Source organism: Nocardia sp. NPDC055050 (assembly GCF_053608345.1).
The window spans coordinates 22,361-47,111 of record NZ_JBSGVG010000001.1 but is presented as its reverse complement, the minus strand read 5'-3'; the positions used below and the strand labels follow the sequence as shown (position 1 = coordinate 47,111).

The window sequence follows — 24,751 nt, the reverse complement described above, 5'->3', positions numbered from 1 at the left end:
AGTGGCAAGAGTGAAGAGTGGGCGATATGGATGTGTGGGGATCCCGCCGCTTTCGCGTCCGGGGCGCAATGGCGATCGCGGGGGTTGCGACCCTCGCCATCGCGCTGTGCTCGTGCGGAGTGGGTGGGAAGACGAGCGAGTCGGAGACGGTGGTCCAGCGGTTCACCGAGTACCTCGACGATCAGGACTACGGCAAAGCCGCCGACCTGACCTCGTACCCCGCTGCCGCTTCGGCAACCATGAAGCAAATGTTCGAGGGCCTGCAAACGGGCACCGTCGACTACGAGGCGTCGCAGGTTATCGACCTCGACAAGCAGTCGGCGATCTTCAGCATGGAAGTCGCCTGGAACTTCGGCGAGAAGAAGGACTGGACCTACACACTGCAGGGCACAGTCCGCAAGCTCGCCATCGGCTGGCGGATCTCCTGGGAGCCCGCGGTGGTCATGCCGCAGCTGACGAACAATCGCACCGTCAAGCTCGTGCGTACCACCGCGAAGCCGCCGCCCAAGGTTGTCGACCTGCCCGGCGAAACGCTGATGACCGAGCAGACGCTCAACGTCATCAAGATCGACCCGAGCCGCACCGGCGACCTCGTCGGCACCACCAACGCGCTCGCCGACGCCATCGAGCCGGTCGCGCCCCTGATCACCGGGCCGTCGCTGATGCAGCAGCTGGCAGGCTCGCAGGGCAAGCCGATCGTCGCGGTGAACCTGCGTGACGGGGATTTCGCGATCCTGGAACCACGGATGGCCAAGGTGCCGGGTGTGGTGATGGAGAAGCAGCCCAAACTGATCTCGGCCGACCGGCGCACCCGTTCGCCGATGCTCGACGCGCTGCGCGAGGTGTGGCAGGACAGCCTCGAGGCCACCGCGGGCTGGGGTGTGCAGATCTTCGAGGCCGACGGCAGGTTCGTCAACCAGGTGGCCGGATACCAGGGACCGGCCGGGCCGGACATCGCCGCCACGATGGATCAGCGACTACAGCGCGCCGCCGAAGACGCCGTGGTGAGCGCGGGGACCGCGGCCACGGTCGTGGCCATTCAGCCGTCGACCGGTGCGGTCGTCGCGGTCGCGCAGAACTCTTATGCGACGGAGAAGGGACCGATCGCCTTCACCGGACTGTTCCCGGCGGGCGGCACGATGGAGCTGTTCCGCACCGTGGCCGCGGCGATCAAGAACAAGCCGCCGCAGGACGTCACCGTGCAGGAGGCGGCCGAGGCGGCCACCGCGCTCGGCGTCGGCGTCGACTTCAAGGTGGCCGGGCTCGACGAGGTGACCGGGCGGATCAGCACGCCCGGCCGCAGCACCGAGCAGGTGCGTCAGGGTGCGGGTGCCGACGCGGTGCAGGTGAGCCCCTTCGGGATGGCGATCGCCGCGGCGGCCATTTCGCGTGGGTCGGTGGCGCCGCCGATGATCGAGGCGGGCAAGCCGGGCACCACCGATACGCCGGTTCCCGCGCTGCCCCAGCCCGCGGTCGACCGGCTGCGCGGAATGATGAACGAAGGCATCGGCAAGCCCGAAACCGCCGCGCTGCGCGGATTCCGCGATATCACCGCCTTCGCCGCGACGGGCGGCGCCGACGGTTGGCTGCTGGCGACGATGGGCGACCTGGTCTTCGCGGTGCACATCGCCGATGTCGACAGTGGTGACGCCACTTCACGACTCGCGGCCGTGCTGCTGAAATCGCTGGCGACGCCGGAGCCGTAAAGCGAGAGTTATCACTGCTCAGTGGCTATGAACCCGGTCTCGAAGTCGATCTTGACCGGTTACGCTACGTCGGTGAAGAGATACGCGCCGTTCGGTATCGATGCTCTATTGGTGATCGTCTTCTGCGCGATCGGGAGGCGCAGTCACGACGAAGCCGTCATCGCCGGTCTGCTGAAAACGGTGTGGCCCTTCGGGTTAGGACTGATCCTCGGCTGGGTCTCAGCGGTCTACCTCGCACGGAACACGCGGTTCGACGCAACGGCGTTGTGGCCCACCGGAATTCTGATCTGGGCGAGCACCCTGGTCGGCGGGATGGTGTTGCGCGCCATCAGCGGTCAGGGCGTCGCGTTCAGTTTCATGATCGTCGCGGCCTGCGTCCTCGCGCTGTTCCTGCTGGGTTGGCGGGCGGCCATTCGCGCGCTGCGTTGATCAGATTCGTCGCTGCTGCTTGAACTCTTGCTCGTATTCTTCGTCGTCGGCCTGTGGTGTGCGGAACAGGAACGCGAAGACGATCCAGCCGACCACGGCGACCAGGATGAAGCTGACCAGCCGGTATACGAACGCGGCCGCGACGGCCTGCGCGGCGGGCAGGCCCGCGGCCGCGGTGAGACTGTAGATCAGCGTCGCGTCCACGTAGACGATGCCGCCCGGCGCGAACGGAATCGACCCCACCGCCTTGCCCGCCGCGAAGGCGATGAGCAGCCCGGACAACTTGGGATCGGCGCCGATCGCGTAACAGGCGGTGCCGAGACACGCCACGTCGGCGAACCGGTGCACCAGCGCCCACACCCCGACGAGCGCCGCGTCCTTCTTCCCCAGATCGACCGACTCGAGTTGCGCCCGGATCTCGGCCAGCTTGGCGATGCCGTGATCGGCGGGTTTCTTCCGCAGCCGATTCACCAGCGCGAGTACCCGCCGCAGCACGGCCTCGAGCGTGCCGGGGTGGCGGGCGAGATAGTTGCCTGCGAACACCACCAGGGCGAGGACCACCAGCGAGACGACGAATTTGAAGCCGATTCCCTGTCCGACCAGCGCGGCGCCGGCGATCCCGAGCAGCGCCAGCCCGGCGGCGGCGACCACGCCGGAGAAGACCAGCTGCCAGGAGGCCACGATCGGGCTCGCGCCCCAGCGCCGGGTCTGGCGGTAGGTGAACGCGGTGGAGAAGACCTGTCCGGCGGGCAGCGTCAGCGACATCGCGGTCGCGCCGTAGACCACCGATACCGATTTCCCCTGACTGACGTCCACCCCACCGGCGTGCAGCAGTTGTTTCTGCACCCGCCCGAAACCGCTCATCGACATCGCCTGCAACACGATGCACAGGAACAGCCAGCCCCAGTGGATCTCGGTGAGCGTGCGCCAGGATTCGTGCAGGCGGGGCCACAGGTACACGCCTTCGCCGACGAGCAGCGCGAGGATCACCGCGCCGAGCACCCACTTGACCCACCGAAAGCGGCGGCGGCGGCGCTCGGCCGGTGCGCCTGCTAGGTCGCCGTCGGCCGTCACGGTCTCAGCCTAGTGAACACAGTCGGCTTCCGGCCGTCCGCAGACTGCGCACGGCCGGAGCGAAGGCGCAGGTCCGCCTAACGAACGCATCTGTTCTTCCTCGTCCCCGCGCGGCGCGGCGATCGCCGACTTCGGCCAGGCCAGGCGGGTTTTTCTGCGTCTGCCGCGCAATTGGACCTCGTCTCCGGTTATCCAATGTTCTTGCTCGCTTTCGTCGGCGAAGTAGAGCGCGCTGCCCGAAGCGAGAACGCGGCCGGGATGATCTTTGGCCAATTCGGTGAGCCGCGACGCCTCGTTGACGGGGTCGCCGATCACGGTGTATTCGAAACGATTTGCGGCGCCGATGTTTCCGGCCACCGCCAGGCCCGCCGAGACGCCGATGCCGATGTCGAGGCTGGTCACCTCGCGCAGGGCCTCGCGCAAGTCGCGGGCCGCGGCGAGGGCGGCGCTCGGCGCGTCGGGGCGATCCAGCGGGGCGCCGAAGATGGCGAGCGCCGCGTCGCCGACGAACTTGTTGACGAAACCGTGGTGGCTGTCGATCACGTCGACCACCACCCGGAAGAACTCGTTGAGCAGGCTCACCACCTCGGTCGGCGGGCGTTCGGCCGCGGCGGCGGTGGAACCGACCATGTCCACGAACAGCACCGCGACGAATCGGGTCTCACCACCGAGTTCGGTGCCGTAGTCCAGTGCCCGCTGCGCCACGTCCTCGCCGACGTGCTGGCCGAACAGTTCCTGTAGCTTGCGGCGCTTGGCCGCCTCGTCCATCATCCGGTTGAAGCCGACCTGCAACAGCCCGATCTCGCTCCCGTCGTAGACCTCCACCTGCACGTCACGCGAGCCGGCCTGCACCCTGTTGATGGCCTGGGACAACTGCCGCACCGGGTCGGAGATCGAGGAACCGGTCAGCATCGACAGCGCCAGCGCCTGCAGGATCACCACGCCACACAGCAGCAGGATCGAGATCGCGAGCGACTTCGCCGAGAACTTCACGTCCGAGGAGATCTGGGTGACGCACAGCAGCACGATCGCGATGGTCGGCGCGAAGGTGCCCATGCCCCAGGTCATCGCCATCCGGGTGCCGACGCCGGGGGTGAGCGTGTGGTCGAAGGTGCCCTCGGTCAGCGCCTCCGCGGCGACCGGGCGCAGGATGCGTTCGCCCAGCATGTAGGTGAAGCCGAACACGATGGTGGCGGCCATACATTCGGTGACGATCACCGCACCCGCCAGTTCGGGCGATTCGGTGATGATCAGCGCGGCCAGGATCCCGCCGCCGATGATCCACAGCACCAGGTGCACGATCGACTGCCGCAGCGGCACGTGCAGGGCCGCCATCTGCTCGCGTCTGCTCGGTGGCCCGCCGCGCATCTGCCAGCGCATCACCGGCCGCAGCATGAGGGCCGCGGCGAAGATGCTCAGCACCGCGGCCACCCCGAAAACGAGCAGCGGCGCGAGCAGACCGGTCTGGCGCACCCCACCCGGATCGCCCTCCGGAACCGGCAGGCCGTATTGGATGAAGGCCCACACCAGCACCGCGCCGAAGGCGTTCGCCAGCAGCACAGACGTCAGATACAGCGGCCAGCGCGTTCGCATGGTCTGTTTGACCGCTTCCAGGGGCGCCGACACGACCACCAATCTAGCGTTCGGACCGATAGGCTCTCTCGAGTGACCGACCAGAAGGTAGATTCCGGGACCGCGTCAACGCCGTGGCGCTCGGACGCCGAGGCAGTTCATCCCCTGGTCCGCAAAGCCGCCGCGTGGAGTTGGCGGCTGCTGATCATCTTCGGCGCCCTGCTCGCGGTCGGAATGCTCGTGCAGAAGTTCGCCACGGTGGTGATCCCGCTGGCCATCGCGCTGCTCGCCGCCGCGCTGCTCGCGCCGATGGTCGATTGGATGCAGCGGGTGGGGATTCCGCGTTCGCTCGGCGTGTTCGTCGCGCTGCTGGGGTCGATCGGTCTGCTCGCGGGGGTGCTGACCTTCGTCGTCGAACAGTTCGTCGACGGTGTGCCGGGGCTGTCCAACGAGGTCACCAACAGCGTGCACAAGGTGCAGGACTGGTTGATCAACGGTCCGCCGCATCTGAGCGATCAGCAGATCCGCAACGCGGGCGACACCATCGTGCGCACCATTCAGGACAACCGCGAGAGCCTCACCAGCGGCGCGCTGACCACCGCCACCGCCATCGGCCACATTCTCACCGGTGCCTTCCTGATCCTGTTCATTCTCATCTTCTTCCTCTACGGCGGAGATCAGATCTGGAACTTCGTCACCCGGATCATCCCCACCGCGCACCGAGAAAAGGTCCGCACCGCCGGTGAACTGGGCTTCGGAACGCTGGTCGGGTTCGTGCGTGCCACCGTCGCGGTGGCCGCCGTCGACGCGATCGGTATAGGAGCCGGGCTGGCGATTCTGCATGTGCCGTTGGCCTTGCCGCTGGCCTCGCTGGTGTTCATCAGCGCGTTCATCCCGATCATCGGCGCGTTCTTCGCCGGGTTCGTTGCCGTGTTCATCGCCCTGGTCACCAAGGGCCCGGTGACCGCGCTGATCGTGCTCGGCATCATCATCGCGGTGATGCAGCTGGAAGGCCATGTGCTGCAACCGCTGCTGCTCGGGCGGGCCGTGAGTATCCATCCGCTGGCCGTGGTGCTGGCCATCACCGCGGGCTTGGTCGTCGGCGGAATCGCGGGGGCACTGCTCGCCGTGCCGCTGATCGCGGTGGGCAACACGGCGATTCGCTATCTGCTCGCCGACAGTCCGGAGGAGGCCTTCGGCGAGCTGGTCGCCACCGAGGAGCGAAAACGGTTCAGCGCCGAACCCGACAAACCGGAGCCGCCGGGCCGCTTCGACGTGGCGAAGCGGCTGCGCATGGAAGGAGCCGAGTCCGGCGATGCGGACTCACACCGCTGAGCTGAGCTCGGCCGACGCCGCCACCGCGCCGCTGTGGCGGGCGGCGCAGGCGTTTCGGCTGGTCACGCTGCTGTACGCGATCGGTCAGCAGATCGCGTCGGTGTCGTATTACGAGCATCCGCGACTGAGCTGGATGCTGATCGCGGTGATGGCGATCTGGTCGGGCAGTTCGGCGCTGCTGCTGTCGCAGTGGTACTTCCCCGAGGCGACCGGGAAGATCCGCGGCTGGGTGGTGTTCGGCGACCAGGTGGTGACGATCGCGCTGATCGCCTCGACTCGGCTTGTCGCGGACTACGATTGGTACCACGGACATCAGACCCTGCCGACGACGTTGTGGATCGCGAACTCGGTGATCTCGATGGCCATTCTGCGCGGACCTGTCGCGGGTGTTGTCGCCGGACTTGCCATGTCGGCCGTTGTGGTGACCGTGCGGGATCAGTGGGGACAGGACGTCTGGGGCGACGCGACCGCACCGGTACTCGTTTCGGTCGGGTTGGCGCTCGGGTTGGCCGCCAATACCGCTCGACGGGCACAGGGGCAGCTCGAACGGGCGTTGCGGATCACGGCGGCGGCGCAGGAGCGGGAGCGGCTGGCTCGCGAGGTGCACGACGGGGTGTTGCAGGTGCTGGCGTTCATCAAACGCCGTGGAAGCGAGATAGGCGGGCCCGCACAGGAACTCGCGCAGCGAGCCGGAGAACAGGAGGTGGCGTTGCGGGTGCTGCTGTCCGAGCAGGCGGAGCTGCCAGATCCGGGGTCGGGCGACGTGGATCTGCGGCCACTGCTGACCGCGCACGCCACGCCGAAGATCTCGGTGGCCACGCCGGGCGATCCGGTGCTGGTAGGACGGATGGTCGCCCAGGAGATCGCGGCGGCGGTGAACACCGCGCTGTCGAATGTCTCGCTGCACGCCGGCGCCGACGCGAAAGCCTATGTGCTGCTCGAAGACACCGGTGACGGCTTGGTGGTGAGCGTGCGCGACGACGGTGTGGGGATCGCGACGGGACGGCTGGAAGCGGCCGAAGCCGAAGGGCGGATGGGGGTTTCGCGGTCGATCGTCGGCCGGATCGAGGCACTGGGCGGCAGTGCCGAGTTGTTGACCGAGGGCGCGGACCTCGGTACCGAGTGGGAATTCCGGATTCCGCGCCATCCGGCGCGCTGAGAAGAGGAGCTGGGCGATGCCGGTGATCACGGTGATGGTGGTCGACGACCATCCGATGTGGCGTGAGGGTGTTTCGCGCGATCTCGCCGAAGCCGGTTTCGAGGTACTGGCCACCGCCGACGGCGTCGGCACGGCCTCCCGCCGGGCCGCGGCCGTACAGCCGGACGTGGTGTTGATGGATATGCAGCTCACCGACGGGAACGGGGCCGCGGCCACCGCCGAAGTGCTGCGGGTGTCGCCGCACAGCCGGGTGCTGGTGCTGTCGGCCTCGGCCGAGCGCGACGATGTGCTCGACGCGATCAAGGCCGGGGCCAGCGGATACCTGGTGAAGAGCGCGTCCGTCGCCGAGCTGATCGACGCTGTGACGGCCACTGCCGCTGGTCAGCCGGTGTTCACGCCCGGGCTGGCCGGGTTGGTGCTCGGCGAGTATCGGCGGATGGCGACCGCACCGGCGGCCGCCGATCAGCCGCATCGGCCGTCGTTGACCGAGCGGGAGACCGAAGTTCTGCGGATGGTGGCCAAGGGGTTGTCGGCCAAGCAGATCGCTACTCGATTGAATCTCTCGCACCGGACCGTGGAGAACCACGTGCAGGCGACGTTGCGCAAGTTGCAGCTCGCGAATCGGGTCGAGCTCACCCGCTACGCGATCGAGCAGGGGCTCGAGTAGCCACAGTGATTAGGGGTTTGCCCTGATGTGCTCGGTAGGGGTGCCTGGCTACCCTCGATGACATGGGCGGTCCTGAATCCCTCTTCGTACCCGGTGCCGCGACGGCTGGTCCCGTCGGTGACCGTGAGCTGCGTGTTTCCGATGCCGAACGTGAGCATGTCGGTCAGCTGCTGCAGCGTGCCGTCGGGCTCGGCATGTTGTCGCTCGGGGAGTTCACCGAGCGGATGGACACCGCGCTGGCCGCCAAGACCCGCGGTGAACTCAACGCCGTGCTGGTCGACCTCCCCGGTATGCGGGTGGCGGGCACACCGCAGCCCGCCGCGATGCCGCGCCCACGACACATCCCGGTTCCGGCCGGTGGATCGAATCCGAGCGCGATCCGCAGCCGGTTGTCGGGGGTGCATCGACGCGGGCCGTGGCAGGTGCCGCCGGTGCTGCACCTCAACAACCTGATGTCCGGGGTGACCTTGGACTTCACCGAGGCGGTGATGCAGACGCAGATCGTGGAGATTCAGGTCGACGACTACTGCACGAGCCTCACATTGCTCGTCCCAGCGGCGGCCACCGTCGACCTCAACGGTCTCGATCTGGTGGGGTCCTCGGCCAACAACAAGGTGCGTACGGGGCCGCCGATCGGACCTCTGCACCTTGTCGTACACGGACGTATCCGGTTCGGGTCGGTGACGGCGAAGTATCCGTTGATGGTGCAGTGGCGACGGTTTCTGGGGTCATGATCCCGGGTAGTCGGGGAGACGTCGAGGGCTACCCGGGCTGATTCGGGTAGGAACCGGGGGTTGACGGGGGTTTCTACTCATGTTCGGCGGGTGTCGGGCGCCGACGATGGGGATATGAGTACCGCTATTGATCCCGCGCTCGTAGCGCGGCTCTCGGGGGAGTTCACCGCGCTGGGCGCCAGGATGGGTCAGCTGGGGGGCGATCTGGACGTGCTTTCCGCGCAGTTGCGGGCCGAAGAAGCGCTGCGCGAGGGCGAGGTGGTGCCCTCGACGTCGAGTGCGGCTGTTGCGGGGCCTGCGGCTGTTGCGGGGTCGCCTGCTGTGGGGCCTGCGCCCGTCGCGAGCCCGCCGACTGTTGCGGGCTTCGGGCCTGGTCACGGCGGTCCGCCTCGGGGCGCTGACCTCGGTCAGGCGGGGTGGGCAGGTGTTGGCCACACAGCGACCTACGCGCCGGCGCAGGGAGCGGCTGTGCCCGTGGGCGCGGGGCAGGGGCGTCAGGTTGGGCACGGGTGGGGGCAGGGAACTTATCCGGCTGGTCGACCCTTCGCGCCGATGCCGATGCCGATGCCGATGCCGATGCCGATGCAGATGCAGATGCGTGGGCCGGGGCGCGAGGCTCGGGTGCCGTGGTGGCAGCGGGAAGGGGTGATTTCCCGGGTGCTGGCGGTGGCCGGGGTCGGCGTGACCTTGGTCGGCGTGCTGATGCTGCTGGTGTTGGCCGCACAGGCGGGGTTCTTCGGCCCGATAGCGAGAGTCGTTGCTGGGGCAGGTCTTTCGGTGGTACTCGTCGGCCTCGGGTGGCGGGTTTTCGGTCGGCCCGGCGGCCGGGTCGGCGCAATCGCGTTGGTGGCCACCGGTATCGCCGGGATGTATCTGGATGTCGTTGCGGTGACGGGGTATTACCGATGGGTCCCTGGCGGGGTGGGGCTCGCGGTGGCGCTGGTGGTGGCGTTGATCGGGGTGGGAATCGCGGTGCGGTGGCAGTCACAGCCGCTGGCCGTGGGGGTGGTGGTGGGGGCCGCGGTGCTGTCACCCGCGTTGACCACCGAGTTGATGTTGCTCGGGTTCCTGGTGGTGTTGCAGGCGGCCGGGGTGCCGGTGCAGATGCGCAGGGATTGGCCGGTGCTCCACGTGGCGCGCACTGTGCCGGTGGTGCTCGCCGTGCTGGGGATGGTGGCGTTCAGCGGGATCGAAGGGGTGATCTCGGGCTCGGAGGCGCAGCAGCGGCAGGGTCTGCTGGTTGCCGCGATCGCCTGTGCGGTGGTCGGTCTGGTCGGCGCGCTGCTCGCGGTGCGGCGCAGGCACGATGACATCACCGCGAGCATCACGATCGCGCTGACCGCCCTTCCGGTGCTCGCCGTCGCCGTACTGTTCGACCGAATGGTGAGCGCCTCGATCACCGCGGCTCTGGCCGCTGTCCTGCTCGGCCTCGCGGCCACCGCAGTGATTCCGCGCCTGACGGGAGTGGGCCCCGCCGCGATGCCTTCCCGCCCCGCGAATGTTCCTGATGCCGAGGATGTTCGGCCTGTCGCAGTGTTGCGGATCGCGCGGCACACGGCACTGGTGGCGGGTCTGACCGGTGCCGTAGCTCTGTCGCAGACCTGCGTGGCGGCGACGAGCGGTCACCCTCGACTGCTACCGACCACGCTGTTCGCGGCCGGTCTGGGGTTTCTCGCGGTGGCCGCCGTCAGTCGCACCCGGGTGGCCGCCGGGCTCGGTATCGCGTTCGCGTTGCTCGGTGGGCTGGTGATGCTGGCGACAGCTACGCCGGAAACACTTGCGCTGCAGGGGCTCGCGGAGCGGGAACTCGATGTCGCGACGGCCGTGGCGGCCGTGGTCGGGTTGGGTGTGGCGGCGATGGTGGCGTGGACCGTGCCACGGTTGCCGCGGTGCGACGATCCGGCGCTCGTCACCGGTGTGTGGATCGCAGTGAGTATCGCGGGGCTGTACTACGTGCTGGTCGCCGCGGTGTCCCTCGGCGTATCTCTCGGCGGTGCCGATGGTTTCATCGTCGGGCACAGCCTCGCGACCATCGTGTGGATGGTGGTGGCCACCGGCTCGCTGTTCTACGGTTTGCGTCGCCTCGCCAGTTCGCCCGCCGTGGCGAAGGTCTGCCTGGTGTCCGGCCTGCTGGTCGCCGCGGCCGCACTGGCGAAACTGTTCCTGTTCGATCTGGCGACACTGTCCGGCCTGGTCCGCGTCACCGCGTTCCTGGCCGTCGGAATCCTGTTGCTGCTCACCGGAACCCGCTACGCACGTGCCTTCGCCGAGGCCGCACCACCGCGCCAGGTCTCCTAGAAACAACGAACCGGCGGGGCTCGAAAGCCCCGCCGGTCGTGTGTCAGCACTGCGAACGTCAGTCGTCCTCGCGTCGGCGCAGCAGTTCGTTCACGCTCACCGTCCGGCCCTCGTTGCCGTGGTGGCGACCCTCGTCCGCGGCCGTACCGCGGCGCGACGAGCGCAGCTGAGCCATCCAGTTCTCGATCTCGTTGCGCGTATCGGCGGGGGATTCCGCTGCGGTGGCATCGGTTTCGGCGGCAGGAGTATCCAGGGACGCATCGTCGGAAGGCTCCGCAGGCGATGCGGGCGGCGTCGGAACAGCGGTGAAACCGGAAGGCGCCTGCCACTGACCGGGGGTGCCGATCTGGTCGGTCGGCGGTGCCTCGCCGGCCGGTTCCCCACTGGCGGCCGATGTTTCGCCGGTTGCCGAATCCGGCTGCCGGGGTGAAGGCGCGGTCTCGGGTCGGACCTCGGTGAATCCGGGCGGCGCGATCTGCGGACGCACCACGTTTGCCGGTCGAGCCGAAGTCGGCCGGTCGCCGGAGGAATCGACGACGGGACGTTCACCGTTCGCCTCGTCGGCCGAGGACGGGGTGACCGGCGAGAAGCGAGGTCCGCTGTCCTGGTCGGACGAGGTGAAACCGCGTGGTGTGCCGGGGCCGGTCATGCCGTTGTTCCACGGGGAGCTCGGCTGCGGTTCCACAGGTACCGCGGTGCCGAAGATGCCCTGCGGCGGGATCGGCGACTCGGGTTCCGTTTCCGCGCGAGCCGGACTGCCCTGGTGAGACTCGGCGCGATGCGAGCCGGGCGCCGCTGTGAAGTCAGGGCTCGCGGTATCGACCTCATACGGGCGCGAATCCGTCTCGCGCACAGGGGGATCGGTCTGCTCCGTCGGACGGCTCTGTTCGAGCGGACGGCTCTGCTCGGTCGGACGGCTCGGCGCGAATGGACGGCTCTGTTCGAACGGACGACTCTGCTCTGACGGACGGCTCGGCTCCGCCGGAGGGGCCGCATCGACCGGATCGGGCGCGGTGGAGTCGGGCGTGACCGGCCTGAGGTTCGACGCGGTCACCGGGCTGAACCCGTTGAAAGTTCCGCTCGACGGAGTCTCGCTCGCAGGCGCGGGGGGTGTCGCGTTCGGGGGCGTGTTCACGATCCTCGGCGCCTGCGGCGGGACGATCCCACGCGGCGGCGGTGTCGCCGTGTTCGGCCTGGCCGGGGGCACAATGCTGGGTCGCGGCGGCGAATCGGCAGGGGGGGTGCCGAATCCGGCGCTGTCGCCGGTCTCGTCGGGGGTCGACACCCGGGGCACCGGCGGAGTCTCGCCGATCACGCCGGAGGTGTTGTAGCCCGAAGGCGGCTGTACGCGTTCGGAGCCACGCGGCGGAACCCCGGTGACGATGCCGGGCAGATCGAGGCCGGACCCGGTGTCGACCGGTCCGGGTCGCGAGATCGACGGGCCGGTGGGGGTTTCGGCGGTGCCGTTCGTGCGTCCGCGCCCGTTGGTCGAGCGAGCGGCACCACCGGGGCCGGTTCGGGGATCGCCGAGATCGGCGAGGGGGATGGGGGGTGTGCCGAAGCTCGGCCCCGAATAGCCACGGTCTTCGTCCTCGGCGGTATCCGTGGTCGAATCATCAGGTCCCTGAACGGGATTCGGAGCATCCGGCTTCACGATCGGCAGCACCTGGGTCGGCTCGCCGGAAACGTACTTCGGCAGGTCGGGACCGGAGTCCTCCTGCTTCGCCGTGTCCTCCGGAGCGACTTTCGCCGGCGTACCCGGCTTGACCACGGGCAACTCCCGGGTCGGCTCGCCCGAGGACAACACCGAGGCGCGAGGACGCGTCGGATCGGGCGACATCGGCTGGCGCGAACGGGCAGGTTCGGCGGCTTCGGTGTCGGTGATCTTGTCGATGCGCTGGGTCGGGGCCTCGGCCTCGATCTCGGCGACCGTGCGCGGCCTGCGCGGGGTGCGGGCCAGCTTGGAATCGGGGACCACCGTCATCTGCATGGTCGGCGGGTCGGTGATCGGGGTGGTCTTCACCAGGTCGACCACGCCACCGTGTTCCGGGCGCTCGTCGTCGAGGATGGGTTCGCCGAGGCCGATCTTCTCCTGGATGCGCTTCATCCACTTCGGCGCCCACCAGCAATCGTCGCCGAGCAGCTTCATGATCGCCGGGACGAGCAGCATGCGCAGAATGGTGGCGTCGATGAACAGCGCCGCGATCATGCCGTAGGCGATGTACTGCATCATCACCATGTCGGAGAACGCGAACGCGCCGGTCACCACCAGCAGAATCAGTGCGGCAGCGGTGATGATCCTGCCGGTTTGGGCGGTGCCGATCCGCACGGCTTCGGTGGTCGACGCGCCTTGGGCGCGTGCCTCCACCATGCGGGAGAGCAGGAAGACCTCATAGTCGGTCGACAAGCCGTAGATGATCGCGATGATCAGCATCAAGACAGGTGCGCTGATCGGCTGTGGCGTGAAGTTCAGCACCCCGGCGCCGTGGCCGTCGACGAAGATCCACGTGAGGATGCCGAGGGTCGCGCCGAGACCGAGCGCGCTCATCAACGCGGCCTTGATCGGCAGCACCAGCGAACCGAACGTCAGGAACATCAGCACGGTGGTGGTGACCAGCACGAGCAAGATCATCCACGGCATCAATTCCAGCAGCGTGTCGATGCTGTCGGCCATGAGCGCGGGCTGACCGGTGACGTACATCGTGACGCCGTCGGGTATTTCGATCGAGCGGAGATAGTCGATCGTCGGTTCGGCGCCACCGGTGGGATCGACCAGGGTCGCCGAGGTGCGGAACACCTCGGGGTTGGTCGGCGACTTGACCGGCACCTCGAACGGACCGACCAGCCCGGGAGCCTGGTTGGCTTCCTTCCAGACCTTGCCGATCGCGTTGGTGTTGTCCGAGACGAAGACGAGCTGGATCGGGTCGGTCTTCTTCTGCGGGAAGACTTCGTAGAAGTGCTCGAGTGCGGACCGGGTCGTATTGTCCGGCGGGAGGTACTTCTCGTTGATGCCGCCGAACGCCAGGTCCTTGACCGGGATGATCAGCAACAACAGACCGACGGTGATCGGAATAGCGATCTTGAGCGGGTGCTTCATGACCCAGCGGGTCGTGTTGCCCCAGAAGCCGTTCTCGATCTGCTCGGCGGTCTTGGTCTTGCGGAACCGCTTGAGACCGAGCGCGTCGACGCGGGGGCCGAGGATGCCCAGCATCGCGGGCAGGATCGTGATCGCGGTCAGTGCCGCCAGCGAAACGGCAGCGATGGTGCCGTACGCGACCGACCGCAGGAAGCCCTGCGGGAAGATCAGGATGCCGCCGAGGCTGGCGATGATCATCGTCGCGGAGAAGACAACTGTTCGTCCGGCGGTCATCACCGAGCGCCGCACAGCGGCGGGCGTGCTGTACCCCTCGGCCAGTTCCTCGCGGAAACGGCTGACTATGAACAGGCCGTAGTCGATGGCGAGACCGAGCCCGATCATCGAGACGACGCCGGTGACGAAGATGTTGACCTCGGTGAAATTGGTCAGCACCGTCACGATGCCGGTGGCACCGATGATCGTCAGACCACCGATGATCAGCGGCAGCGCGGCGGCCACGATGCCACCGAAGATGAAGAACAGCAGGATCGCCACCGCGGGGAAGGCCAGCACTTCCATCCGCTTGGAGTCGTGGTCGAGGGTGTCGGTCAGCGTGACCGCGATGGGCTGCAAGCCCGAGACCTCGACGTCGACGCCCGGGATGTAGAAGACGTCTTGCACGGCACGGTAATTGGCCATCATGACCGTGTCGTTGTCACCCGCGATGGCGATCGAGGCGAACGCGTGTTTCTTGTCCTTCGACCCGAACGCCGACGGCACAGCGGGCGCGTCGCCCACCTTCCAATAGGTGCCGTTGATCTTGCCGATCTGATCGGGATGTTCGGCGACAACCCCGGTCAGGCTGGCGACGATCTTCTGCTGGAACTCCGGGTCATCGATCGTTTTGCCCTCGGGGGCGTTGTACATGACGATCACGTCGGCGTTGTGGTCGCGCCCGTATGACCCGTCGGCGATCTCCGCGCCCTTCACCGACTCCGAGCCCGGATCGAACCAGCCGCTCTGAGTCAGGCGGGGGCCGAGCCCCATGCCGTAGGCGCCCAACGCCAACATCGCCGCACCGACGACAACGATGACGACGAAGCGGAACCGGTAGACCAGATCGCCCCAGCGGGTGAACACTTAAGCGACTCCTTGACCAGGGCGAGAAGTGAGTAGCGCAGACAGCGGCCGGAACGGCTGCAGCCAAGCGCCCTCGTCGGGCAGCGACTCGAGACTCACCCGCGGTAGCGGTTCGCGGAACACGCCGGGGATGTCCTCGAGGTCGACGAACCCGAGGGTATCCGAAGTGACCGCCCAACTTGCGTGCTCACGGAATCCGAGCACCTGAGCTGGGATTCCCTTGGCCGCGATGGCTTCCAAGGGTTCACGGAAGGCTTGGCCGTCGGCCGAGGCGACCATGATGCCGGCTAAACCACCGTCGCGTTGCCGGGTCGCGATGTGCGCGAGCATGTCGGCGTCGACATCGGAGTCTTCATCGATCTTGGGCTTGGCGAACACCGCGAAACCGACATTGCGCAGCGCTTCCACCCACGGGCGAACCACGTCGGCGGTACCGGGCGCGATATTGGTGAAGACGGTGGCCTCGGCCTCGATGCGCCCCTTGGAGGCGACCGAGATCTCGGCGGTGCGGGCCAGCAGCCAGCGGCCGAGGGCGTCGAAGCGGGGGCGGTAAGCGGCGGTGGGACGCCCACCGAGGATGGCGCCGAGCCCCATGTCGAGGTTCGGCGCGTCCCAGACCAGCAGGACACGTCGAACATCGGAACCGCTCAACGCCTCGGAACCGGAGCCTGCCTGGGCGGGCACCGGCATCTCGGGGGCGATCTCACTCACGCTCATCTGTCGATCTTCCCCCATATGAACTCGTTGATGGCGCTACCGGCACGCAGGCCTTTGCCTTCGAACTTGGTGACGGGCCGTTCGAAACCGATCGGCGCGGTAGTGCGGTTGGCGGCGCTGTCGCCGCCGGTGGTGTCGTTCAAGCCGGTGAACAGCGGTTCCTTGGAGCCTACTTCGAGAATATGTTCGGCGTAATCCGCGTGGTCGGTGGCCACGTGCAGCACGCCGCCGGGCTTGAGTCTGCTGGCGATCAGGGCGAAGGTCGGCGCCTGGAGCAGCCTGCGCTTGTGGTGGCGGGCCTTCGGCCACGGGTCGGGAAAGAACACCCGAACACCGATCAGCGACTCCGGGGCAACCATGTTCTCCAGGACGTCCACGGCGTCGCCGCGCAGCAACCGGATGTTCTCGATCTCCTCGCGCTCGATCTGCTGGACCAGCTGGGCCAGTCCGGGCTGATACACCTCGATGCCGATGAGATTCAGGTGCGGTTCGGCCTTCGCCATGGCGGCCGTCGCCGTACCGGTGCCGGTACCGATCTCGATCACCAGCGGCGCCTCGCGCCCGAACCAGGCGGCGGCTTCGACCGGATCGTTGGACACATCGCGCCCGATCACCGGCCAGGTGCGGTCCCATGAGGTCTGCTGATTCGGCGTCAGCGCGCCTCGCCGCGAGCGGAAGCTCGTGACGCGCGGGTACAGCCGGGAGCCGGTGAGCGAGCGCCTGCCCGCGTCGTTCGGCATCTCCGACAGCTTGTGGCTGGTCGGCTCGGCGTGGTTGGCGGCGTCGTTCACGTCGTCCATTGTCCAGCATGCGCGGAGCTGCGTCGCAGGCGAGTTCGGGGGACCGCTGATCCGCCCAGGTCGGCAGAAGGTTCGCCCCGCCCCGGCTCGGCGCGGATCTGACACAATGCCCTCCGAAAAGGGGGTGTGCGCAATGCCGACAGCCACTGAATTCGCACAGACACGACCCGCGGACCAGCTCGACGCGCTGATCTCGGTTCTAGGTGCAGGTCGCGGGGGTGATCCGGGGATCGCCGAACAGCTCGCCGCGGCGGCTGCGCGCCGTCGTCGTCCGCTGCACATCCAGATCACCGGGCGTGCGCTGAGCGGGCGGACCACCGTGATGGCCGCGCTGGCCCTGTTGTCGGCGCAGGAGACCGCGCCGGTCGATCAGCCCGAGCTGCCCGACCCGGTCCTCGACGGCGATCTGGTCATCTATGTGCTGGCCGGTGCGCCGCAGGCCGCCGACTACCGCCTGCTCGCGACCGTGCCGCAGGGTCGCGGCGTGGTGGTGCTCAACAAGGCCGACGCGGTGGGCGCGCGCTGGGGCGAAGCCGTGGCCGCGGCACAGCGGCACGCGCAGGAACTCGGCCTGCCGATCGTGCCGATCGTCGCCTCGGTAGCCGCCAGGACCAGGTCGGGAGCGGTGAGCGCCGAGGATCTGAGCGATCTGCGCAGGCTCGCGGTCGGCCCCGATGTGCCGTCGGTGCTCGCCGCCGATCTGTTCATCGGCGTCGGCTCCGACCAGGAAGCGCGCAGACGGCTGATCGCCAACTGGGATCTCTACGGTGTGGACTGCGCGCTGTCGGCCCTGCGCGCCGATCCCGATCTGCCCGCGTCGGCGATCATCCAGATCCTGCACTCCGCGAGCGGGGTCGATCCGCTGCACAAGCTGGTCCACCGCCGGTACGAGCAGGTGGAAGCGGTGCGCGGCGGCGAACTGCTCGACGAGCTGACCCGGCTGGCCGCCCGCGCGGTCCCCGGCGACGGCGGCCGCGCGCGAGAACTGATCGAGCACTATCTCACCGGAGACGAAGCGCTCTGGGCCGGTCTGTGCGCCGGATTGGCCTGTCCGCAGGTCTCCCACCTGGCCGCCGGCTACCCGTCACCCGCGCCCGGCGACGCCGACGAGGCGCTCGCCCGCGCCACCCGCTGGCGTGCCGTCGTGTCCAGCGACATGCCACCCGCTGCCCGGCGGGCCGCGCTGCGCGTGCACAACGGCTATGTCAGAGCCTGGGAGCGGATGTCCAGTGCAGGCCTCTGAGGTCCCGCCCGGCCAGCGCTCGGCCGTCGACACGAGCGGCGATACGAGTGCCGCGTCCGCCGACGACCCCGGTGCCCTACCCGCGGCGGTGGACGCGGTGATCGACCGGTGGAATCCGCAGGGTGGCGCCCTGCTCCGGGCGATGGCCGCCGCGGGGGAGGGCAGCAGCGTCGACTTCTACGCCCCCGACGACGCCAACACCACTCTGCTGCGCACCGAACTCGCCCGCTTCGAACCCCATATCGACCTGGCCGATCCGACCGTGGGCAACGACCCGGCCGCAGCGCTCATCCTCTTCGACGCGGGCAGTGTCCTCGGCGCCGGCATGTTCGCCCTGATCGACCGTCTGCGCGCCGCCGATCAGCGAATCCTGCTCGCCATGAACGGCTTTCACGCCTATCAGGACTGGCGCGCGACCCGCGACCGCAACCTGGAACTGCTCGCCGCGCGCGGCATCACCGACCTCGACATCGTCGCCGTCTCGGCCCGGCTGGCCGCCGCCGCCCGCGCCACCGACGATTCGGCCCTGCTCGATCGCTCCGGCGTGGCCGGACTGCACGCCACCCTGGCCGCGGCCACCGCGAAGGGACCGGCCGACGGTGCCCAGCGCCGCACCGCGGTCCGCACCCGGGTGCTCACCGACACCAGAGCGAGAATCGACGAACAGATCACCGCACTGCGCTCCGGCACGGACACCGCACGGATCAGGGAGGAGCGCATCGGACTGGTCGCCGAGCGCGACGGCGGTCGCCAGACCGGCCTCGCCGCCGTGCGCAGCCAGGTGCAGCTCGCCCGCGTCGACCTGACCACCGAGCTCGGCGCGATGGTGCGCGCACTGCACACCCGCTCGCGCGCCGAACTCGACCGCTGCGACCGCGCCGAACTGCGCGCCTACCCACAGCGTTTGCAGCAGGCGGCCGGTGAGCTGTCGGTCTCGGTCGACGCCGTCATCGACGAACGGGTCAGCGAAGCGGCGCGCCGGATCGGTACCGCCGCGCCGACCACCCGGCGCCGCGATCCGGCGCCGCGAGTCGGTCCGGATCCCGGCAAGAGACACCGAGGTGTCGAAGATCACCTCATGATCGCGCTCGGCGCGTCGGCCGGCGTCGGCCTCGGCCGATTGGTCGTGGCACCGCTGTCGCTGGTCCCGACACTCGACGTGGCGAGCGTCCCGGTGACGCTGCTGCTCGGCGCGGGCGCGGCCTACTGGGTCGTGCGCGCCCGCGGCCAACTCGCCGAGCGCAACCACATGGCCCAGTGGGTCTCCGAGGCGTTGGTGAACGTCAAAGCCCAGCTCGAACAGCGTGTCGCGGGAGTGCTCGTGGACATCGAGGCCGAATTGGCCGAGCACGTGGTTCGGGAATCGACCGCGCGAGCGGTGGCCGTGGATCGGCGTGTCACCGAACTCGACGCGCTCGCGCGCAGGCTCGTCGCCGAGCGTCCCGCACAGCTGACGGCCTGTGAGCGTGACATCGCCACGCTCGATCGACTGTGAGCGCGGGATTGACCGATACACCGGTGGGTACCTGTTAGGGAGCCCGATGCCATATCGGTCGTCATATCGCGTTAACCTTGAGGCAGGAACCTGGGCGTCCGCTCTTGCCAGTCGATGCGCGGCCACCGTCCGTGTACGGCCTTCCTAGCCGTCTATCGGGGTTGTGCGACGGTTGGTCACTGCGGACGCCTTACCCGCCCATGGTGGCGATCGATGGATCGAACAACCGCCCATCTCAGGAGAGTTTTCATGACCTCAGCGACCATTCCTGGTCTTCGTGGATCCGACGGCACGGCGCCGACCGAGCACAGTGAACTGCTCGCCTGGGTACAGGAAGTCGCAGAGCTCACTCAGCCCGATCGCGTGGTCTGGGCCGACGGCTCCGACGCGGAATGGGATCGCCTGACCACTCAGCTGGTCGAGGCAGGCACCTTCCAGCAGCTCGACGAGAAGAAGAAGCCCAACTCCTTCCTCGCGCTGTCCGATCCCTCCGATGTGGCCCGCGTCGAATCGCGCACCTACATCTGTTCCGCCACCGAGGCCGACGCCGGTCCGACCAACAACTGGGTCGACCCCGCCGAGATGCGCGCCACCATGACCGAGCTGTACCGCGGCTCGATGAAGGGCCGCACCATGTACGTGGTGCCGTTCTGCATGGGCCCGCTCGGCGCCGAGGACCCCAAGCTGGGCGTGGAGATCACCGACTCCGAGTATGTGGTCGTCTCGATGCGCGTGATGACCCGGATGGGCCAGGCCGCGCTCGACAAGCTGGGCGCCGACAAGCCGTTCGTGAAGGCGCTGCACTCCGTGGGTGCGCCGCTGGCCGAGGGCCAGGCCGACGTGCCGTGGCCGTGCAGCGACACCAAGTACATCACCCACTTCCCCGAGGACCGTGAGATCTGGTCCTTCGGTTCGGGCTACGGCGGCAACGCGCTGCTCGGCAAGAAGTGCTACTCGCTGCGCATCGCCTCGGCGATGGCCCACGACGAGGGCTGGCTGGCCGAGCACATGCTGATCCTCAAGCTGATCTCGCCCGAGAACAAGAACTACTACGTCGCCGCCGCGTTCCCGAGCGCCTGTGGCAAGACCAACCTCGCGATGATCCAGCCGACCATCCCCGGCTGGCGCGCGGAGACCCTGGGCGACGACATCGCCTGGATGCGTTTCGGCAAGGACGGTCAGCTCTACGCCGTGAACCCGGAGTTCGGTTTCTTCGGCGTCGCGCCGGGCACCAACCACAGCTCCAACCCCAACGCGATGGCCACCATCGACGCGGGCAACACCGTGTACACCAACGTCGCCCAGACCGACGACAACGATGTGTGGTGGGAGGGTCTCGAAGGCGACCCGCAGCACCTGATCGACTGGAAGGGCAACGACTGGACCCCCGAGTCGGAGGGCCACGCCGCGCACCCGAACTCGCGCTACTGCACCCCGATGTCGCAGTGCCCGACCCTCGCGCCGGAGTGGGACGACCCGCAGGGCGTGCCGATCTCGGCCATCCTGTTCGGCGGTCGCCGTAAGACCACCGTTCCGCTGGTGACCGAGTCGTTCGGCTGGGAGCACGGCGTGTTCATGGGCGCCACCATGGGCTCGGAGCAGACCGCCGCCGCCGAGGGCAAGGTCGGCACCGTCCGTCGCGACCCGATGGCGATGCTGCCGTTCCTCGGCTACCACGTGGGCGACTACCTCAACCACTGGATCGACCTCGGCAAGAACGCCGACGCGAACAAGCTGCCGAAGATCTTCTACGTGAACTGGTTCCGTCGTGGCGACGACGGCCGCTTCCTGTGGCCCGGATTCGGTGAGAACTCCCGCGTGCTGGAGTGGATCGTCGGCCGCATCGAGGGCCGCTCGGGCGCCACGGCCACCGCGGTCGGCAATGTGCCTTCGGCCGCCGATCTCGACCTGGACGGCCTCGACGTGGTCGCCGCCGATGTCGACGAGGCACTCGCGGTGAACGCCGACGAGTGGCGCAAGGAGATCCCGTCGATCGAGGAATGGTTCGAGTTCGTCGGCGACAAGCTGCCTTCGGGCGTGCGTGACGAGTTCGAGGCACTCAAGGAGCGCCTGGGCTAGTCGCCCCGCAAACACTGAACCGCCCGTACCGTTTCGGTACGGGCGGTTCTGTTCGTCTCAGGTCGTCGGACGATTTCCACAGTCTCGTTCTGGGTACATCTGTCGGTGTCAGAGAGTCGCGTGTGGCGGCAGCGTTACCTTCGCCTATATTTCCTCTCGAGCTGATACCCCTGCGAGACTCCTGCACCGCCATGCGGTCAACGACGAGATCGACGCTGAGAGGTGGTTTGACGCATGACAGATCTGGTGACCGGATTCGAGTCCGACACCTATTCGAGCACGCCCATGCAGCGCGTGGCGGGCCGACTGGAACGGGCCCTGCCCCCGGGCTGGCGGGTCGAGGTCGTCGACCTACCCGCCCGGGGTGAGGTGGCCGCGCAGCCGGTCCTGCGGGTCCATATGCCGGAGAACTAAGCCGTGGAGTCGGTCCATCCCATGGGCATGAGGACCGACTTCTGCTCACAGAACGCGTCGAGGCCCTCGGGGCCGTTCTCACGGCCGATGCCCGAGTTCTTGTAGCCACCGAACGGTGCGGTCGGGTCGAAGGCGTACCAGTTGATCGCGAAGGTACCGGTGCGGATCCGGGCCGCGACCTCGACGCCGTGCTCGATATCGGTGGTCCAGACCGATCCGGCCAGACCGTAGTCGGAGTCGTTGGCGATGGCGATGGCCTCGTCCTCGGTCTCGTACGGGATCACCGAGAGCACCGGGCCGAAGATCTCCTCCTGGGCGATGGTGCTCGCGTTGTCGACGTCGGCGAAGATCGTCGGCTCGACGAACCAGCCGCGGTCCACGCCCGCGGGCCTGCCGCCGCCGAGTACCAGCCGCGCGCCCTCGGCCTTGCCCTTGGCGATGTAGCCCTCCACGCGGTCACGCTGCTTTTCGCTGATCAGCGGGCCGAGCTGGGTGGCGGGATCGGTCGGATCACCGGTCTGCATGGTCTTGACGTGCGCGACCAACGCCTCGACGATCTCGTCATAGCGACTGCGCGGCGCGAGGATTCGGGTCTGCGCCACGCAGCCCTGCCCGCTGTTCATCAGCCCGGAGAACGCGAGCACGGGAATGCTCGCGGCGAGGTCGACGTCGGGCAGCACGATGGCGGCCGACTTGCCGCCGAGCTCCAGCGACACGGTCTTGAGCTGCGCACCGGCGAGCGCGGCCAGCTTCCTGCCCACCGGGGTGCTGCCGGTGAAGGTCACCTTGTCGACGCCGCGGTGGCCCGCGAGGTATTCACTGGCTTCGGCGTCGGCGGGCAGCACCGAGAGCACGCCGTCGGGCAGGCCCGCCTCGGTGAAGAGGTCGGCGAGGATGTTCGCGGTCAGCGGAGTCAGTGGCGACGGCTTGAGCACCACGGTGCAGCCGGCCAGCAACGCGGGTCCGAGCTTGTTCGCGGCGAGGAACAACGGGACATTCCAGGCGGTGATCGCGGCGACGACACCGCGGGGTTCCCGTGAGACACGCGAGGTTCCGAACAGGCCGACTCGAGTCTCGTTCCAGGCGAACGTCTTCGCGAGCTCGACGAGGGCGTCGAGTGCCGCGACGGCGGGAATCTGGTTGAGTGTCAAGGCCGCTAACGTCGGCGCGCCCATCTCCGCGGTGAGCGCGGCGAGCAATTCGGGCGAACGCTGCTCGATCAGCCGCGCGACCTTGCTGAGTACCTCCGCTCGTTCCAGTGGAGGCGTTGATGGCCACGGCCCGCTGTCGAACGCGTCGCGCGCCGCGGCGACCGCGGCGTCGACATCGGCGTTCGTTACCGCCGGCACGCTGCCCACGGTCTCCTCCGTTGCAGGGGAGACCACCGAAATGCGGTCACTACCGGCCGGGGTGGTCCACTTCCCGCCGATGAACAGACTGTCGTAGTGCATGAGAACACGTTACAGTTTTGCGGGCGAATTGTCTGCAACCTGTTCTAATTCGCTGCGGCGCAACGACTGTGAAGATGGTGAATTCCAACCTGTCGGTTCGCTTTTCGGGGAAACGCACTATTGCGTTCCGCTGGTGAAAAGGGGATGCTTTAGCTACTGATCAGCTCGCTCGATTCATCGAACATTAACAGCGAATTGGGGAGACCGACTCATGGCTGTGCAAGTGATCGGCCGATCGTTGATGACCAGCGACCAGACCGACCATCAAGCGAAAAGTGTGGGCAGTGGCGGATGGGTTGTCTCATTCCTGCCCGGCCGCACACTCACGATCGAGCAGGCGACTGCCGCTATCCAGGCCGCTGAGGCGGTCGCGATGGTCGGCGCGCTGGCCGATCAGGTCGGCCTGACCACGTTGGAGACCGTGGGCCTGGCGATTCAGGAATCGCCGTGGGTCAGGGTGTTGCCCGAGCCGATGCGGAGGTCGCGGCGCTTGAGCTGGCTGGCGTGATCATGCTTTGGTAGCCACCACCACCAAGTTGCTGACCAGTAACTCGCGAATGACCGGAACTCGGACGAGCCACCAGGCCCAGTGTGGGTGATAACGCGGAAAAATAGTCCGCACGTCGGCTGAAGTCGTTGCTGCCCAGTGCAACCCATCCGCCGCGGTCACCGCGAACAGTGATCGGCCGAACCTGTTCTTAGGTTCGTGTCCGTTCTTGCGCCGGTACCGGCGGGCCGCGTACTCGCCACCGAGGTAGTGCCAGAGGCCGGTCTCGTGCCCACCGAACGGTCCGTGCCACACCGTGTACGAGTACACGATGAGGCCGCCGGGCTTGGTCACCCGCACCATCTCGTCCGCCATCAGCCACGGCTGCGGCACGTGTTCGGCGACGTTGGAGGAGAAGCAGACGTCGACGGAGTTGTCGAGGAACGGCAGCGCCATCCCCGACCCGCGTACCGAACCCGACACCCGCAGCCCGGCCGCGTGCATCTCCGACGGGTCGGGCTCCACCGAGACGTAGCGGGCGCCCACCGCGGTGAACTCGTCGGCGAAGTAGCCGGGGCCGCCGCCCACGTCGAGGACGACGGTGCCGGTGAGGTCGCGGCCGGTGATGTCGGCGTAGAAGTCGCCGATCAGCTCCGCGCTGTCGGTGGCGATGCCGCCGTAGAAACGGGCCGGGTCGGACTGCTCGAAGCGGAAGCTGGTGAGCAGGCGCAGCGAGCGGCGCAGAGAGGCCCGGCGCGCGAACCTCGATCGGTCGCGTCGATGGACGGGCTGCTCGGTTGTCGGCTGGGTGGCGATCGGCACGGGCAGGAGTTTATGGGCAGGCCCTTCGGTCGCGGCTGGTGGTGGGGGCGTTG

General features: G+C 68.0%; 18 protein-coding genes and 1 pseudogene. 12 read left to right on the top strand and 7 right to left on the bottom strand.

The window, feature by feature from the left end; translation table 11 throughout:
• Positions 1 to 26: 26 nt before the first annotated feature.
• Together ACWGCN_RS00180 and ACWGCN_RS00175 are read left to right on the top strand one after the other, a co-directional pair.
• Positions 27 to 1,706 carry an NTF2-like N-terminal transpeptidase domain-containing protein gene (locus ACWGCN_RS00180; RefSeq protein WP_378989214.1) on the top strand — a complete coding sequence of 560 codons (1,680 nt, stop codon included), beginning with the start codon at positions 27 to 29 and terminating at the stop codon, positions 1,704 to 1,706.
• 72 nt (positions 1,707 to 1,778) lie between these two features.
• Positions 1,779 to 2,135 (top strand): DUF3054 domain-containing protein, encoded by a 357-nt coding sequence (locus ACWGCN_RS00175; protein ID WP_452458009.1) that lies wholly within the window; start codon positions 1,779 to 1,781, stop codon positions 2,133 to 2,135.
• Here ACWGCN_RS00175 and ACWGCN_RS00170 read toward each other — a convergent pair whose 3' ends face one another.
• The gene (locus ACWGCN_RS00170) at positions 2,136 to 3,209 is read right to left on the bottom strand and encodes a lysylphosphatidylglycerol synthase transmembrane domain-containing protein (protein WP_378989212.1); all 1,074 of its coding nucleotides are present in this window, start codon (positions 3,207 to 3,209) and stop codon (positions 2,136 to 2,138) included. It abuts the gene before it with no gap.
• Between the two features lie 9 nt (positions 3,210 to 3,218).
• Entirely contained in the window at positions 3,219 to 4,835 is a 1,617-nt protein-coding gene (locus ACWGCN_RS00165) for an adenylate/guanylate cyclase domain-containing protein (RefSeq protein ID WP_452458010.1), read from the bottom strand.
• A gap of 39 nt (positions 4,836 to 4,874) precedes the next feature.
• Between ACWGCN_RS00165 and ACWGCN_RS00160 the strand changes: the two genes are divergently transcribed.
• The 5 genes from ACWGCN_RS00160 (at position 4,875) to ACWGCN_RS00140 (ending at position 10,974) form a co-directional block, all read left to right on the top strand.
• Positions 4,875 to 6,116 (top strand): AI-2E family transporter, encoded by a 1,242-nt coding sequence (locus ACWGCN_RS00160; RefSeq protein WP_452458011.1) that lies wholly within the window; start codon positions 4,875 to 4,877, stop codon positions 6,114 to 6,116.
• On the top strand, positions 6,097 to 7,275 hold the full coding sequence (macS, locus tag ACWGCN_RS00155) for a MacS family sensor histidine kinase (protein WP_378989210.1): 1,179 nt from the start codon (positions 6,097 to 6,099) through the stop codon (positions 7,273 to 7,275). Before ACWGCN_RS00160 ends, macS begins: the two co-directional genes overlap by 20 nt.
• A 16-nt stretch (positions 7,276 to 7,291) precedes the next feature.
• A complete protein-coding gene (locus ACWGCN_RS00150) occupies positions 7,292 to 7,942 on the top strand; it encodes a response regulator (protein WP_452458012.1) in 651 nt (216 codons plus the stop codon).
• Between the two features lie 62 nt (positions 7,943 to 8,004).
• Positions 8,005 to 8,676, top strand: coding sequence for a DUF1707 SHOCT-like domain-containing protein (locus ACWGCN_RS00145; protein ID WP_378653837.1), 672 nt, complete (start codon positions 8,005 to 8,007; stop codon positions 8,674 to 8,676).
• Between the two features lie 114 nt (positions 8,677 to 8,790).
• Positions 8,791 to 10,974, top strand: coding sequence for a DUF2339 domain-containing protein (locus ACWGCN_RS00140; protein ID WP_452458013.1), 2,184 nt, complete (start codon positions 8,791 to 8,793; stop codon positions 10,972 to 10,974).
• 1,618 nt (positions 10,975 to 12,592) lie between these two features.
• Here ACWGCN_RS00140 and ACWGCN_RS00135 read toward each other — a convergent pair.
• From ACWGCN_RS00135 to trmB, 3 genes and pseudogenes are all read right to left on the bottom strand, one after another.
• A pseudogene (locus ACWGCN_RS00135) lies at positions 12,593 to 15,190 on the bottom strand (MMPL family transporter); the annotation flags it as partial.
• Positions 15,191 to 15,907, bottom strand: coding sequence for an NYN domain-containing protein (locus ACWGCN_RS00130; protein ID WP_082844190.1), 717 nt, complete (start codon positions 15,905 to 15,907; stop codon positions 15,191 to 15,193).
• On the bottom strand, positions 15,904 to 16,707 hold the full coding sequence (trmB, locus tag ACWGCN_RS00125; RefSeq protein ID WP_452458014.1) for a tRNA (guanosine(46)-N7)-methyltransferase TrmB: 804 nt from the start codon (positions 16,705 to 16,707) through the stop codon (positions 15,904 to 15,906). The genes ACWGCN_RS00130 and trmB overlap by 4 nt, the downstream gene beginning before the upstream one ends.
• Positions 16,708 to 16,840: 133 nt before the next feature.
• Between trmB and ACWGCN_RS00120 the strand changes: the two genes are divergently transcribed.
• The 4 genes from ACWGCN_RS00120 to ACWGCN_RS00105 all read left to right on the top strand — a co-directional run bounded on the left by ACWGCN_RS00120 (position 16,841) and on the right by ACWGCN_RS00105 (position 21,938).
• Complete coding sequence (locus ACWGCN_RS00120; protein ID WP_378989207.1) at positions 16,841 to 17,950, top strand: hypothetical protein; 1,110 nt, start codon at positions 16,841 to 16,843, stop codon at positions 17,948 to 17,950.
• On the top strand, positions 17,937 to 19,445 hold the full coding sequence (locus ACWGCN_RS00115) for a hypothetical protein (RefSeq protein ID WP_452458015.1): 1,509 nt from the start codon (positions 17,937 to 17,939) through the stop codon (positions 19,443 to 19,445). Before ACWGCN_RS00120 ends, ACWGCN_RS00115 begins: the two co-directional genes overlap by 14 nt.
• Before the next feature lie 249 nt (positions 19,446 to 19,694).
• Positions 19,695 to 21,524, top strand: coding sequence for a phosphoenolpyruvate carboxykinase (GTP) (locus ACWGCN_RS00110; RefSeq protein ID WP_378989205.1), 1,830 nt, complete (start codon positions 19,695 to 19,697; stop codon positions 21,522 to 21,524).
• Positions 21,525 to 21,758: 234 nt separating this feature from the next.
• A complete protein-coding gene (locus tag ACWGCN_RS00105; RefSeq protein WP_378989204.1) occupies positions 21,759 to 21,938 on the top strand; it encodes a hypothetical protein in 180 nt (59 codons plus the stop codon).
• Here the strand turns inward: ACWGCN_RS00105 and ACWGCN_RS00100 are convergent.
• Positions 21,935 to 23,389, bottom strand: coding sequence for an aldehyde dehydrogenase (locus tag ACWGCN_RS00100; protein WP_452458016.1), 1,455 nt, complete (start codon positions 23,387 to 23,389; stop codon positions 21,935 to 21,937). The two genes, ACWGCN_RS00105 and ACWGCN_RS00100, sit on opposite strands and share 4 nt — an antisense overlap.
• A 211-nt stretch (positions 23,390 to 23,600) precedes the next feature.
• Between ACWGCN_RS00100 and ACWGCN_RS00095 the strand changes: the two genes are divergently transcribed.
• Positions 23,601 to 23,897, top strand: a complete 297-nt coding sequence (locus ACWGCN_RS00095; protein WP_056823697.1) for a hypothetical protein — start codon at positions 23,601 to 23,603, stop codon at positions 23,895 to 23,897.
• Here ACWGCN_RS00095 and ACWGCN_RS00090 read toward each other — a convergent pair whose 3' ends face one another.
• Positions 23,898 to 24,698 carry a class I SAM-dependent methyltransferase gene (locus ACWGCN_RS00090; protein WP_378989202.1) on the bottom strand — a complete coding sequence of 267 codons (801 nt, stop codon included), beginning with the start codon at positions 24,696 to 24,698 and terminating at the stop codon, positions 23,898 to 23,900.
• Positions 24,699 to 24,751 lie beyond the last annotated feature (53 nt).

Bases quoted from the DNA above. Each gene is read 5' to 3' on its own strand.
- ACWGCN_RS00130 (WP_082844190.1), bottom strand. From the start codon at position 15,907: ATGAGCGTGAGTGAGATCGCCCCCGAGATGCCGGTGCCCGCCCAGGCA.
- ACWGCN_RS00110 (WP_378989205.1), top strand. From the start codon at position 19,695: ATGACCTCAGCGACCATTCCTGGTCTTCGTGGATCCGACGGCACGGCG.
- ACWGCN_RS00095 (WP_056823697.1), top strand. From the start codon at position 23,601: ATGGCTGTGCAAGTGATCGGCCGATCGTTGATGACCAGCGACCAGACC.
- trmB (WP_452458014.1), bottom strand. From the start codon at position 16,707: ATGGACGACGTGAACGACGCCGCCAACCACGCCGAGCCGACCAGCCAC.
- ACWGCN_RS00180 (WP_378989214.1), top strand. From the start codon at position 27: ATGGATGTGTGGGGATCCCGCCGCTTTCGCGTCCGGGGCGCAATGGCG.
- ACWGCN_RS00100 (WP_452458016.1), bottom strand. From the start codon at position 23,389: ATGCACTACGACAGTCTGTTCATCGGCGGGAAGTGGACCACCCCGGCC.
- ACWGCN_RS00140 (WP_452458013.1), top strand. From the start codon at position 8,791: ATGAGTACCGCTATTGATCCCGCGCTCGTAGCGCGGCTCTCGGGGGAG.
- ACWGCN_RS00150 (WP_452458012.1), top strand. From the start codon at position 7,292: ATGCCGGTGATCACGGTGATGGTGGTCGACGACCATCCGATGTGGCGT.
- ACWGCN_RS00120 (WP_378989207.1), top strand. From the start codon at position 16,841: ATGCCGACAGCCACTGAATTCGCACAGACACGACCCGCGGACCAGCTC.
- ACWGCN_RS00145 (WP_378653837.1), top strand. From the start codon at position 8,005: ATGGGCGGTCCTGAATCCCTCTTCGTACCCGGTGCCGCGACGGCTGGT.
- ACWGCN_RS00105 (WP_378989204.1), top strand. From the start codon at position 21,759: ATGACAGATCTGGTGACCGGATTCGAGTCCGACACCTATTCGAGCACG.
- macS (WP_378989210.1), top strand. From the start codon at position 6,097: ATGCGGACTCACACCGCTGAGCTGAGCTCGGCCGACGCCGCCACCGCG.